The organism is Rhodococcus sp. C26F, from assembly GCF_053345925.1.
The window spans coordinates 1-12,328 of the sequence record NZ_JBKFBA010000074.1; the positions used below are offsets into that span (position 1 = coordinate 1).

Consider the following 12,328-nt stretch of genomic DNA (forward strand, 5'->3'; position numbering starts at 1 on the left):
ACACGCCGCAACCGGTCGGCGTGTCGGCCAGAACGGGCAAAGGTTCACGGGTGCGGCACTAGAGTGCGGACTACCGGCGAAAAGTACGGAGCATGGACAACGGCCCGAAACCCCGATTGCGGTTGCACCTCATCGCTCGCTGTTGCGCTGCTCTGGTCTGCGCGGCGTAATGTAGAGACGCTTCAGAGCAACCACGCCACGTCGGTTCGTGAACGGACGGGTTCTGAATGGATGTACGTGACTCCACTGCTTCGGTTGGGGCACGATGTGGTGTCACGTGCCCCTTCGCCACCGTAGATGTGGCTTTGGTGTCCGGAGGAGCATTACTTCGCCCGGCAATGATGAGACTTACCACTGGGGTGGGCGCGGCCGCACCCACCCCAGTGGTATCGATCAGGCTACCGCGACCGCAATCTCGTTCGGCTGGTCCGGGAGTTCGGTGGATCTGACGATCTCGCCGGTAGTGAGATCGACGGCGTGAACGGTGTTGTTCGCAGGTTCGGTGACGTATCCGAGGTCACCGTCGACCACGATGGCGGGGTGCGGGTTCTGCCATTCGGCCGGCCCCTCCCACGGCGAGATCACGGGGTACTTGCCGGTGATTTCACCGGTGGCCGGGTCCATGACATGAATGGATCCGTCTGTGGCAAGAATATAGGCCTGCTCGTTCGGTCCGCGCGCGATACCGCGCCAGGTGTACTCGATGCCGTCGGGCAACTCGATCGCTTCGTACGTACGCGCTGAGGTGTCGATCAGGGCCACCATGTTCAGCAGGTATCCCTCGGCGTCGGGATCGTTCTTGTAGTCGCCGACGACGAGTGGGCTCGTCTCGGACACGTATGCGTTACCCATGCGTCCGTAGTCGTCAGGGGCGGTGAGCTTCTCGAACTCGCCGTCGTGATAGAGCAGCGCTCCGTCCTCGCAACCGAAGATCACGGCCTCATCGGCCGCTGTTCCTTCACCGTGGATCCCGGGACACTCCTCGTTCCGCGCTACCTCGTTCAGATCCGTGTCGAGTGCTCGCACCCCGGTACGGCCGTCGGCGTTGCCGATGGTCGTGAGTAGCGTGCCGTCCTCGAGCACGATCGACACTCCATGGTGAGCTTGATCGCCAGGGATCATCCGGGTCGCAGGCAACGCGTTGTCGTTCGTCAGCAACGCGTCGGTGTCGAAGACGACGGTATTGCTGGTGCCGTCGTCGTAGAGGACGGTCTTGCCATGGTGACGAACGACGTGCGCCGGAGTCTCGGCTTCGAAGACGAGATCGGTCAGTTCCGGTGTGGCGGTATCGAGTACCTGGAAACCACCGGTCGTCGTCACTAGGACATGACGGCCGTCTCCGACCGCGTTGAGACGAGTGAATTCCTCGGAGTCGAACTCGCCGAGAATCTCCAGGGTCTCACGGTCGAGTACGACGAGCTCATTCTCGATTGCGACCGCGATGCCCCCTTCCGTCGAGGCTTCGGCAGCAGGGGACATGGGAGTCGTCTCTGTGACCGCGTGCTCGTCCGATCCGCTGCACGCGGTGGCCAATAATGCGGCGCCGACGGCAACCGCCACCGTTCCTCTTACGGGTAGGTGTCGTTGTCTCATCGATCTTCCTTTCGGGATAGGGATGTCAGAGAGAGAGTCCGGCGGTGATGCGTTCGGTGTTGGCACGCATCATCTCCAAGTAGGTTTCGGCGCCCTGCCCAGGTTCGGTGAGCGACTCGGTGAACAGTTCGATCACCTCCACGTCGAGGCCGACTTCGCCGGCAAGGACCTGGACCAATCGGTCGGGTTGTGACGACTCGGCGAAGATCGCAGGAACGCCGGTTTCGACGATGGCGGAGGAGAGCTCGCGCAGGTCACTTGCACTGGGGGACGCGAGTGTCGTGCCACCAGGAATGATGGCACCCACGATCCGAAAATCGAATCGCTCGGCGAGATAACCGAAAACGTGATGGTTGGTCACCAGATTGCGTCGAGGTCCGGGGACCGAGCCGAACGCTGCGGTCATCTCTGCGTCGAGTTCTGCAAGCTCCGCACGGTAACGCTCGGCGTTCTCCTCGACCGTCGCTGTGTCGATGCTGTCGATCGATGCGAGCGTGTTTTCGAGCGCATCCACGACATCGCGCATACGCGCAGGATCGGTCCAGAAGTGCGGATCGGGTGTGCCTTCGTTCGCCTCGGAGTACGCCAGGACGTCGATGGCGGTGCCGGCGACGAACGTGGCCACGCCTGCGTCTGCGGCGCGATCGAGGTGTTGCTGGAGTCCTTCTTCGAGGCCGAGCCCATTCGATACCACCAGATCGGCTCGACCCAACAGGGATGCTTCCTGTGCCGAGATCTCGAAGGAGTGCGGATCAGCGTTAGGTTTCATGAGCGTGGTCACGTCGGCGGCATCGCCCACAACGTTCTCCACGACGTCCCCGAGAATGTTCGTGGTCACGACGACTGTCGGCCGGTCCTCGTTCCCGCTCGCGCCGCCGCAACCTGCGAGAACGAGTATCCCTGCCATCGCCGCACCGGCCAGATACGTTCGCCGCATCATCGTCCCGTCTCCGTGAAGAAGATCGGTGTGGTAGGCATCTCGAGAGTGCGGGCAATCCGAGCGTTGTCGGCGTAGGCGATCTCGTAGACGACGCCTTCCGCGGGAGCGTTGAGATATGCACGTTGTCGGTCGACGATCAGTTCGACGCCTTCGAGCAGTGCAGGATCCGTGATGCTCCGCGGTAACAGTGGTTCGGTTGCCGCGACTTCACCGCCCGAGCCGCCGTCGTAGACCCGGATCCGCCCGCTTCGGTCGAGAGCAACGATGTGCTCATCCGCGTCGTCTGCGGCGGACACCTGGAGAAGCGGTTCGGTGGTCGGGATCAGGTGCCAGCTGCGGGCGCGGGTATCCAGCAGCCAGATGCCTTCGTCGCCTGCACGCGCGGCCACGGTCGGTCGCCCTTTACGGTTGCCGAACGCCATTGCCGGCGGCGCCTGCGTATCGGCAGGATAGGGAAGATGCTCGAAGACCACGTCACCGTTCTCCGCCGTGGCGAGAAGGGCCCCGGTGGCGCAACCGATCACGACGCCGACCCGGGTGGTGATGGCGTCCCGGGCATCGTCACATTCGGTGCTCGCCCCTGCGACGGGTGTGCCGTCGGAGCGGTGGAACCGCACCTGCGTGGTCTGTCCTCGATCGCCTGGATGAGTGACCAGTGCCCCGCCGGCCAGGGGGACGGTCAGTCCGGGATGAGGTGCGATGTCGAGCCGGAACAACTCGCGTATCTCCCCTTGGGAGAGAGCGTGGTTGTCCAGTAACACCGCCTCACCGGTGTCGGAGAAGAACAGGCCGGTCCCGCCGGTGGTCGACGTGTTCGAGGTCGAGACCGTTACGGGGCCTTGACCGGTGACGGCGCCGAGTAACCTCGGCTCGGCTCGGTAGTGGTGGAAGTGGTCGGTGTGGTCCCAGGTCCACACACCGCTGTCGACGATGTCGACGCCCTGTGGTGTCGTCGCGAACAGATAGCGTCCGTCGGAGGTCACTGCGGACGGCGTGGAGATGGCGCCCAGTTCCACGGTGGTGCCGTCGAGTAGATCGAGCATCCCGACGGCGCCCGCGGCGTCGATGCTCACCAGGTGCAAGGGTGGCTCGGCGACCTCTTCCGCACCTGCAATCGCACCGTGGCCGTCACCGATAGTCTGCTGGTCTTCCAGTACAGGAGGAGTGGACTCGGCCGGCTGAGCGGTGCAGGAAGACAGCGAGATAACGGTGGTCACGGCAAGTGCGGTCATAGTCCCGCGTCGAAACATTGTCGGCTTTCTGATCGAAAATTGGTTGGTCAACGGGTTTCGGTGCCGATCGAGACCGGTGACTCGTCTTTGAGGTGCACGGTCTCTCCCGCCGGATCCGAATTGCGACGATGGCGGAAACGACTGTGTGTGTGGCGAGTGATCGCCGAAACCAGGGCCAGAAAGATCGCGCAGAACGCGATTGATGCGCCGGCCGCGGTTCCCTCATGCCACGAGACGAGTAGGCCCGAGGTGACGGCTGCGAAGCCGAACATCGTGGCGAGAAGCATCGTCGAGGGGATGCGTCCGGTCCATTGACGGGCGGCGACGCTCGGGCCGAGCAGTAGGGCCACGACGAGCAGCGAGCCGACCGCCTGATAGGAAGCGACGACGGCGAGGGTCACCAGTGTCACCAGCATCACCTGGGCGAGCCGCGGGCGCAGACCCAGCGTGTGGGCGATGCGTGGGTCGAACGCGGACGCGACGAAGGATCGGTGGAAGGCGATTGCAATGCCGAGCGTGACCGTGAGGGCGCACGCGAGTGTGAGTAGTTCCGCGGTTCGGATGGCGAGAATGTCGCCGAACAGGATGGTTGTCGCGTCGGTGGCGAAGCTACGCGAATGCGAGACGATGATGATGCCGCTCGAGAGCATCGCGACGAACAGCAGGCCGATGGTGGTGTCGTAGGACAGACGACCCCGTCGTTGCAGGGCGCCGATCGCTGCGCTCATGGCTCCGGCGCTGATCGCTCCTCCCACCAGCACGGGCAAGCCCAGAACTGTCGCGAGGGCAACCCCGGGCAACATTCCGTGCCCGATCGCTTCGCCGAGAAAGGCCATGCCGCGGATGACGACCCAGGTGCCGACGACTCCGCAGATCGCTGCGACGAGGGCGCCTCCCAGAAGGGCGCGGACCATGAAGTCGGTGCTGAAGGGATCGCTGAACCAGAACACGAGGCGTGAGCCTAATCGGAAATGACAATGGTTACCAATTGCTATAGTCGCATGAATGACGACTCCCACCCTGGCGCTGACAGCCCACGCTCTGAGCTACGCCTATGACGAACGGGACGTTCTGCACGGCGTCTCGATCACGTTGCCTCACGGAACGGTGACAGCCATCGCCGGCCCCAACGGCTCAGGTAAGTCGACGCTCATCGAGTTGCTGGCCGGAGTCCGCACTCCGCGCCGCGGGGAGATTTCACGATGCGGCGAGGTGGCGCTGGTCGTTCAGCGGCCGTCCGTCCCCGACACCTTGCCGGTGACCGTGGTCGATGTCGTCACCATGGGAACGTGGGGGCGACGGCTCGATCGTCGGAGTGCCCGCCGTGTTGTCGCGGAGGCGATCGAGAAAGTGAACCTTGTCGGTTTCGAGAAGCAGCCGTTTTCTGCGCTGTCCGGGGGCCAACGGCAGCGCGCTCTCCTCGCCCAGGGGATCGTGCAGGACACGCAGATCCTGCTTCTCGACGAACCCGCCGCGGGACTGGATTCGGCCAGTCGCCAACGCACACGCGAACTCCTTGCCGAGCATGCGACTCGCAAGAGAGTGGCAGTTGCTTGCGTTACCCACGACGACGAATCAATCGCTGCTGCAGATCGTGTGCTTCGACTCGACTCCGGACACGTAGTGGTTGCCTGAAACGACGGGTTGGATTTCGCAACGGATCGAAGGTTCGGGACTGGACCTCGATTTCTCTTCCTCAGGAGCCGTTCGCTATTCGAGCGAGAAGCAGCATCCTGAGGCTATGATCGAGGTATTCGCGGCACTTGTCGATCCGTCGAGGCGACGTATCCTCGATGGGTTGGCCGAACGGGACGGGATGGTCGTAGGAGAATCCGCAATGACGCAGGATGCCCCGTGTTCAGCCTGCGGGAACAGGTCGCTGCGGGGTCACAGCCGGTACGACTGCGCCCTCACCGCGGTCGGAACCGTCCCAGCCGCCCCATCCTTCGGGTGTGTAGATTCTTGCGCCCGAACGGGGAAGTGCAGCCGACGGACCTTCGCCGAACAGAGCGGCGGACTGACCTCGGCATATGCTCGGCGCACTCCGCTGCTGACCGGAATCTTGGAGCCGATCGGGTTGGCGTTGGCCGGACGAGTTGGAGCATGCCTGGACTATGACCTGAGACCAAGGGGCGAAGATGGCACGTCATGATCTGGGTCGGGCATCTGTTCGCCGGAGTCGTCCACTTTGCGCATCCGACCTCACCGGGTTGCGTGGCACGAAGGGGAACTCCAATGATTCTCTGCGGCAATGCTTCCCAACGGAACCGACCTGTCCGTTCATGACGGCGAGACGTTGCGCGCAGTGGAGGATCGTCTCAACAATCGGCCACGCAAATGCCTCGCCTGGCGGCGAGCAAACGCTCCGCGAGTTCGCTCTGATCGATGGTCTCCCCGGCCGCCGGGGGTCAATGATCGTCTCGCCCAGAGCTTCCGTCGTATCAGGCACGGACATCTCCTCTTGGGCCAGGCCGGGCCCTCACACACCGTTTCCGGTATTCCACTGTGGTGATCGGGCAGGATCAGGCCATGGCACCGACCGATCTGAGCACCGTCGAACCACCTGAGGCATGCTTGGCATGGGTGAAATCCGCTCATCCCCGCCAGGTCATCCTCGATCACCCGGTAACCGTCAATCTGACCTGGTGGAATGAGGCCCTGCACGAGCGTGGCCTTCCCGGAGGGCCCGTCGTCGGACGGGACAGCACCGGGCAACGTGTCGACCACGGCAGGGGCATCATCACCCGCGGGGACATCTTCGCGCTCGCGGCCGCGTCGTCGGGTTCTCCCACCGATACCCTCGCTCTGCTGTGGCACACCCTCGCGTGGGGCGCGGGCGGGAAGGTGCGACAGATTCTCAACCGGATGGATTCGGTTGCCCGGGATCGCTCTGTTGCCGCGCTGGCGTTGCGCACGGCCGCACAACTGTCCCACCGGGACCCCGAAAGTGCCTACGACACCCTCTACCCGCAGGGCGCCCCCGTGGTTTCCCATCTCGGCCCGGCGTTCTTCACGAAGTACCTGTACTTCGCCGGGGCCGGTGCACCGGATCACCCCTCGTTGATTCTCGACAGCCGCGTTGCGGCCGCCCTGGTTGAGATCGGGTGGACCTCCTTGCATCCCGAAACGGGTTGGCCGGCGGTGACGTACCAGCGGTACTGCTCTCTGCTCGCTCGGTGGGCGCATGAGGCAGGCAATGTGCGCCTGGATCTGTTCGAACGGTGGTTGTTCGACCATTCGATCAGTTCCTGACCTGTGCGAGCCGGCAGGGACGTTACGCGATGTGGACCCAGTGGCTGGTGCGGAGCTTGTGTGCTGCGGCGATCGCCTCGGGTCCTGATGGGATCCGTTCTTTGCGGCGGTGCGGCGGCCACCGGTGCCAACCGTGGCCACCGCCGCCTGTTCGAGCACATGGACGTTCCGTGCTCGCGGACCATGACCCCGGCTCCGTCCGGTGCCAGGCGGTGCCGCGCGATGGTGATCGGGGAGGCGGCGACGATGTCGATGACCTCCGATCCGAGCACCCGGGTGACGGTGGCCTGCGCCGACGCCAACTGCGGTGGCACCGAGTATTGATTGCCGCGATAGGTGTTGCGTAGATACGTAAGTGCGCCAATCCTCCCCCGAACCAGTACTGGTGAGGACCGCGGCCTCAGTTCAGCGGAGAGCGATCCTGACGCTCGCCGCATGGTAGGGGAGATGGAGGGGAAAGAAGCATCCGCTGAGTGGGAGGTCCGGGACCGACTCGGGACCGCGGAAGTCATCCTTGATGCTGGACGCTGCGCGTAGCGTCAAAGCGGTACTTCGAGAATGGGGTTCATCCGAATGGCGCATCTTCAGCGTTACGACGGTCGTCGCGTCCTGATTACCGGCGGCGGTTCCGGTATCGGTCAGGCAAGTGTGCTGCGTATCCTCGATGAGGGTGGAAGCGTCGTTGCGGCCGATATCAGCGAAGAGGGCTTGCGGGACACTACGGCTAGGGCTTCCGATCTCGGACGCCGGCTGAGTACCATCGTGCTGGATGTCGGAGATGAGGAATCGGTGCGTAACGGTGTCGCCGAAGCGATAGAGCGCCTCGGTGGCCTCGACACCTTGATCAACGCAGCCGGTGTGCTGCGTTCGTCTCATTTCGAGCAGACGACACTTGCCGAGTTCGAGCAGATTCTTCGGATCAATCTCGTGGGAACCTTCCTGGTCACACGGGAGTCGATCGCAGCGTTGAGGAAGGGAACCGGTCCAGCCGTAGTCAACTTCAGCTCGACGTCTGCGATGTTCGCCCATCCGTACATGTCCGCGTATGCCGCGTCCAAGGGTGGCATCCAGGCGATGACCCACGCTCTGGCTATGGAATTCAGTAAGCAGGGCATTCGCTTCAATGCGGTACAGCCGGGTTCGATCTCGTCGGGTATGGCCGACGGCAGCGGTGAAGCCGGACAGAGCACAGGACCCGGGCTGCCTGCAGACGCGGACTTCACTCTCTTCACCAAGATTTCACCGGCTGTGCCGTTAGCGGACGGCGCAATCTTCGCCGGCCCGGATTCGGTGGCCTCTGTCGTGGCGATGCTCGGCTCTCCCGACGCGTATTTCATTACCGGAACCGAAGTCCGCATCGACGGCGGATCACATATGTGAGCACGAATGAGGCACGGATGGTTCCCCATGTGCATACCCGAGAGTGTTTCCGTGACAGCTCTCGGACTTCGAGTTTCCCCATGATCCAACCGGATTCGTCAGGTCTCCTGACGGATGGGGGATCACCGGCGCCGTAGTCCGACGGTATCCTCGATATTGAACGACAATACAAAAAGTGTTCCGGTGCCGACCGATGATGTCGGGTCACTGCGTCCGCCCGTGTCGGTGCGTGGGGGCGGTGAATTCTGTCCGTATGTGGCTGCTGATTCTGTGCCCGGATCGGTTTTCTGTCAGGAGGTGTCATGGTTCGTTCCACTCAACGTGAATCAGTCGGTTCGTCGGCTGAGGAGGTGACCGCGCGTGATCTCGCGATGGTGGTTCTAGCGTTGACCGGAAAAACGGCCGACGTCGACGATGTCGATGCGGTCGAGCCGGCAACGCGGTCCCGGCGTGGAGACGCGTGACCTGATCGTCTCGGACAGTCTGATACCTCGGACGAGAGACGTCGTCGCGCACACCGCTGAAGATCTGGTCGGCCAGGCACGGTCGAGACTGCTGCACGATTGGGTGACACAATCGGGGCGTCCACCTCGACCTTCAGTGTTTTCGAAAGGTGGGAGCAGGGGCTCGAACGGTGCCCATTGTGCGTCGGTCACCGACGATGACGGCTACACCGCGTACGGGAGTCGATCGATCTGGCGGCGGGTGAGGCATGACGGGCGCAGCGCGATAGGTGAAGCTGGCAAGTGAGCTCCTGGTAGGGCAGGGATGTGAGCACTCACTGACCTACCAGGAGTTCACCGCATCTCAGCTGCCACGCGCCGACGCTCACTGAGCTTTCAGATGCTCTCGCAGATGTCGGCGCTGAGTTCAGTCGCAGTCGGGTTGTTCATGTGTGCGTCGCCGGTGCATCCCAGGGCAACCCCGTGACTGCCTCGGAGTCACGGCGATCAGCCGACCGGTTGGTGCTGCCGAGTGGGATGGCGATGTCGACGACCTGCGACTCGATGGTCAACGACACCTTGCGGGCGTGGGCGCGCCCGGTGGGGGAGTCGTACGCGATCAATACATAGCGACCGGTCGGCGGCAGCTGGAAGGAGTAGCGGCCGCGGTCGTCGCAGTGGGTGGAGTCGATGTGTTTTCCCATCGCCTCGCTGAGCGCAACCAGTGCACCGGGGGCGAGCCGGCCGTCGCAGGTGACGGTGCCGGAGACGGTGAGCTCGTCGTCGAGGGTGATGTCTTGGACGATCTCGCCGCCGGCGAAGTCGATCACGGTGGCGGACGGTGCCCGGGCCGGGTAGCACCACCGCATAGCGGCCGTCGTTGTCGGCCGGGCTCCAGTCCAGTTGTTCGCCGTGCATGTCGAGCACTGATACCAGCATCATCCCGCGGGCGTTGTTGTCGGAGCGGGTCAGCCGGATCTGGCCTCGCACGACCGCTTCGTGTTTCTCGTGGCCTTGGGCGCGGGCGAGTTCCAGTTCGTGGTGGGTGCGGCGGTCTCTGGGGATCAGGGCCGCCACCGCGGCGCAGGTCGCTGCTGCCAGGGCGCCGAGGCCGAGTACGAGCTGGAAGGCCGTGTCGGTGGCGTAGAACGTACCGGCGATCTCGACCTGGTGGGTCGCCATGATGACCGCGACCAGGGTGCTGGCCAGTGAGGTGCCGACCGAGCGCACCAGCGAGTTCAGGCCGTTGGCCGATGCGGTCTTGGTGATCGGCACCGAGGACATGATCAGTGTCGGCATTGCGGCGAAGGCCAGTGCGGTGCCGATCCCGACCAAGGTCGAGCCGATGACGACCGCGGTCACGGACTCGGCGTAGACGAGGCGGCCGGCGTAGGCCAGTGCCATGAGCGCCGCGCCGGACAGGAGCACCATGCGCCCGCCCCATCGGCTCAGCAGCCACCCGGACAGCGGTGACATGGCCACCATCGCCAGACCCGAGGGCACCATCGCCAGACCGGCAGCGCTGACGCCCAGATCGAATCCGGTGCCGCTGGCGCTGGGCTGCTGGAGCACCTGGACGGTGACCAGCATGTTCACGAACATCGCCGTCCCGGCAAAGATGGAGGTGAGGTTGGTCATCAGCACCGGTCGTTGCGCACGGGTGCGCAGGTCGACCAGGGGCTCGTTGACGCGCAGCTCCAGCGGCGTCCAGATCGCGAACAGCAGCACCGACGAGGCAAACAGGCCGAGGGTCAGCGGCTGGTCCCATCCCAGGTGTTGCCCTTGGAGATCGGCAGCAGCAGGCATACCAGTGCCGCTGAGAGCACCAGTGCCAGTCTCTGAGCCCAGGAGTTGTTCGCGTGTCCGCGAAGCAGTGGACATGCCCTCGGCGAGCGCACCGCTGGTCCTCATTCGGGCCCCGCTGTTGCCGGTGACCGGCCGGGGGCGTTGGTTTGTCAGCAGGCCGGTTCGATCGTGGCACTGGACCGACGGGGGTCAGGCCGGCTCCGGCCTGGCCTCCACACGTCGACTGGGTGGCGGATTGGTGGCTCGATGGCCGAGCACTCGAGTCCGTAGCTGTTCACGTGGAACTGTCGAGCCTGGTGAAGACGGATAGTCTGAAAAGTGTTTAGCAGCAAGGTGGCTGATAAACAGGACTGTAATCTTCACGTCGGTCGTGGTTGGTACTTCGCTGTCTTCACCCGTTCGCAGATCCTCGAGCGCAAGCGCCTCGGCAAGCTTGTGCCGTCCGCAACTGTCTACGCCGACCGGATCCGCAGCTGGCATCGGAGGTCGCCGGCGCGGATTCGATTATTCACTGCTGAGGCGGTGGCCGGAATCGACCTCGAGGACGGCAGGTACCGGAGCGTCCGAGAGTCTCCGCCCGAACGATGCGGACTCAAGGCCTATCTCGTGCGCCGCGTGTTTCTCGGTTGGACCACGGATGGCGCGTCGTGGGTTGACGTAAGGCCGCTTTACGGCGGAGGTAAGTATGTGCACACATAACCGGCACGACGTGCACTCGGGAGGTCGGAGAGACTCTCCAGGGCGGCGGACATCGAAAGCAACGATCTCCGCATCGTCGTAACGGGAACGCTGAACGGCGTATCGAGAATATCGAGTGCGTCGAACCGTCCCAGGCACAGATCGGGCGAGGTATCGACGTTTCGGGTCAGTGAAGGTCGAGCAGGGCACGCAAGGCGGCGACGTGGTCGGTGAACGCTCTGCGTCCGAGTGGGGTGAGCGATGCCGTGACTCGGCGGCTGGCTCCGTGGCGTTCCCGTTGAACGTGTACGTAGCCGACGTGCTGGAGGATGGTCAACTGTTTGCTCAGCGCTGAGTCGCTGAGATGAAGAGTGTCGCGTAGGTATGCGAATTCGGTCCATTCGGTGGGTGCGAGTAGGGACATCAGCGACAGGCGTGTGGGGGCATGGATCAGCTCGTTGAATCCGTCCGGTTGCGCGGCGGGGGTGTTCATGCACGATCCCCTGGGCGGAGGGAGTGCCGGTGGGCCAGCGGTGCCAACGCCCACCAGCTCATCGCGGCGGCCAATCCGCCGAGTGATCCGGGCCAGGGGATGCCCGCTCGGAAGGCGACTGTGCCGGCGAGGGCGCCGACGGCCAGCACGACGACTCCGGTGGTTACTTGCGGGAAGGTGCGCATTTCGGTGCGATGCGGTCGCGCGGGTGCGCCGCGGGTGAGGGTGGTTGCTGCCACCAGCAGGCATAGGAGGGCGGCCAGTTGCACGATCGGGCGTAGTGGGACGGTCAGGTCGGTGCTGATTCCTACCGCGGTAAACGCCATGGCGGTTGTGAGCAGATAGGGCCGGGGCAGTTGGGCCGGTCGGGCCGCGTCGAGAATCTGGGTTCTGCGTGCGTGGATTTCCCGCAATGCGTCGAGGGCTTCGTCACGTTCATGGTTCACAACGGTGCCTGCTTCCTGCAGTCTACTTGCCGGTTGGGAAAGTAGATTATCTCCTACTTTCCCAA

At 63.9% G+C, this 12,328-nt stretch carries 11 protein-coding genes and 1 pseudogene; 4 read left to right on the top strand and 8 right to left on the bottom strand.

The genetic code is table 11. The annotated features are described in order from the left end of the window. Window positions 1-393: 393 nt before the first annotated feature. The 4 genes from aztD to aztB form a co-directional block, all read right to left on the bottom strand. On the bottom strand, window positions 394-1,593 hold the full coding sequence (gene aztD, locus ACLBYD_RS29650) for a zinc metallochaperone AztD (protein WP_447819247.1): 1,200 nt from the start codon (window positions 1,591-1,593) through the stop codon (window positions 394-396). 25 nt (window positions 1,594-1,618) lie between these two features. Next, complete coding sequence (aztC, locus tag ACLBYD_RS29655) at window positions 1,619-2,533, bottom strand: zinc ABC transporter substrate-binding protein AztC (protein ID WP_447819248.1); 915 nt, start codon at window positions 2,531-2,533, stop codon at window positions 1,619-1,621. Further along, complete coding sequence (locus tag ACLBYD_RS29660; protein WP_447819249.1) at window positions 2,530-3,606, bottom strand: ABC transporter; 1,077 nt, start codon at window positions 3,604-3,606, stop codon at window positions 2,530-2,532. Before ACLBYD_RS29660 ends, aztC begins: the two co-directional genes overlap by 4 nt. Before the next feature lie 206 nt (window positions 3,607-3,812). Continuing rightward, the gene (gene aztB, locus ACLBYD_RS29665) at window positions 3,813-4,715 is read right to left on the bottom strand and encodes a zinc ABC transporter permease AztB (protein ID WP_447819250.1); all 903 of its coding nucleotides are present in this window, start codon (window positions 4,713-4,715) and stop codon (window positions 3,813-3,815) included. Window positions 4,716-4,770: 55 nt separating this feature from the next. On the opposite strand from aztB, the gene aztA reads away from it, so the two are divergent. The 4 genes from aztA to ACLBYD_RS29685 all read left to right on the top strand — a co-directional run bounded on the left by aztA (window position 4,771) and on the right by ACLBYD_RS29685 (window position 8,397). Beyond that, window positions 4,771-5,400, top strand: a complete 630-nt coding sequence (gene aztA, locus ACLBYD_RS29670) for a zinc ABC transporter ATP-binding protein AztA (RefSeq protein WP_447819251.1) — start codon at window positions 4,771-4,773, stop codon at window positions 5,398-5,400. An 894-nt stretch (window positions 5,401-6,294) separates the two neighbouring features. After that, window positions 6,295-7,017 (top strand): 8-oxoguanine DNA glycosylase OGG fold protein, encoded by a 723-nt coding sequence (locus tag ACLBYD_RS29675; RefSeq protein ID WP_447819252.1) that lies wholly within the window; start codon window positions 6,295-6,297, stop codon window positions 7,015-7,017. Window positions 7,018-7,104: 87 nt separating this feature from the next. Beyond that, complete coding sequence (locus ACLBYD_RS29680) at window positions 7,105-7,341, top strand: hypothetical protein (RefSeq protein ID WP_447819253.1); 237 nt, start codon at window positions 7,105-7,107, stop codon at window positions 7,339-7,341. 249 nt (window positions 7,342-7,590) lie between these two features. After that, window positions 7,591-8,397 (top strand): SDR family NAD(P)-dependent oxidoreductase, encoded by an 807-nt coding sequence (locus tag ACLBYD_RS29685; RefSeq protein WP_447819254.1) that lies wholly within the window; start codon window positions 7,591-7,593, stop codon window positions 8,395-8,397. Window positions 8,398-9,286: 889 nt separating this feature from the next. Here the strand turns inward: ACLBYD_RS29685 and ACLBYD_RS29690 are convergent. The 4 genes and pseudogenes from ACLBYD_RS29690 to ACLBYD_RS29705 all read right to left on the bottom strand — a co-directional run bounded on the left by ACLBYD_RS29690 (window position 9,287) and on the right by ACLBYD_RS29705 (window position 12,263). Then, on the bottom strand, window positions 9,287-9,709 hold the full coding sequence (locus tag ACLBYD_RS29690; RefSeq protein ID WP_447819257.1) for a carboxypeptidase-like regulatory domain-containing protein: 423 nt from the start codon (window positions 9,707-9,709) through the stop codon (window positions 9,287-9,289). A gap of 157 nt (window positions 9,710-9,866) precedes the next feature. After that, window positions 9,867-10,751 (bottom strand): annotated as a pseudogene (locus ACLBYD_RS29695) (MFS transporter); the annotation flags it as partial. 760 nt (window positions 10,752-11,511) lie between these two features. After that, window positions 11,512-11,817 (bottom strand): transcriptional regulator, encoded by a 306-nt coding sequence (locus ACLBYD_RS29700; protein WP_447819255.1) that lies wholly within the window; start codon window positions 11,815-11,817, stop codon window positions 11,512-11,514. Further along, window positions 11,814-12,263, bottom strand: a complete 450-nt coding sequence (locus ACLBYD_RS29705) for a hypothetical protein (RefSeq protein WP_447819256.1) — start codon at window positions 12,261-12,263, stop codon at window positions 11,814-11,816. The genes ACLBYD_RS29700 and ACLBYD_RS29705 overlap by 4 nt, the downstream gene beginning before the upstream one ends. Window positions 12,264-12,328 lie beyond the last annotated feature (65 nt).

Bases quoted from the DNA above. Each gene is read 5' to 3' on its own strand.
- ACLBYD_RS29690 (WP_447819257.1), bottom strand. From the start codon at position 9,709: ATGCGGTGGTGCTACCCGGCCCGGGCACCGTCCGCCACCGTGATCGAC.
- ACLBYD_RS29700 (WP_447819255.1), bottom strand. From the start codon at position 11,817: ATGAACACCCCCGCCGCGCAACCGGACGGATTCAACGAGCTGATCCAT.
- ACLBYD_RS29680 (WP_447819253.1), top strand. From the start codon at position 7,105: ATGGGATCCGTTCTTTGCGGCGGTGCGGCGGCCACCGGTGCCAACCGT.
- ACLBYD_RS29675 (WP_447819252.1), top strand. From the start codon at position 6,295: ATGGCACCGACCGATCTGAGCACCGTCGAACCACCTGAGGCATGCTTG.
- aztC (WP_447819248.1), bottom strand. From the start codon at position 2,533: ATGATGCGGCGAACGTATCTGGCCGGTGCGGCGATGGCAGGGATACTC.
- ACLBYD_RS29685 (WP_447819254.1), top strand. From the start codon at position 7,591: ATGGCGCATCTTCAGCGTTACGACGGTCGTCGCGTCCTGATTACCGGC.
- aztA (WP_447819251.1), top strand. From the start codon at position 4,771: ATGACGACTCCCACCCTGGCGCTGACAGCCCACGCTCTGAGCTACGCC.
- aztD (WP_447819247.1), bottom strand. From the start codon at position 1,593: ATGAGACAACGACACCTACCCGTAAGAGGAACGGTGGCGGTTGCCGTC.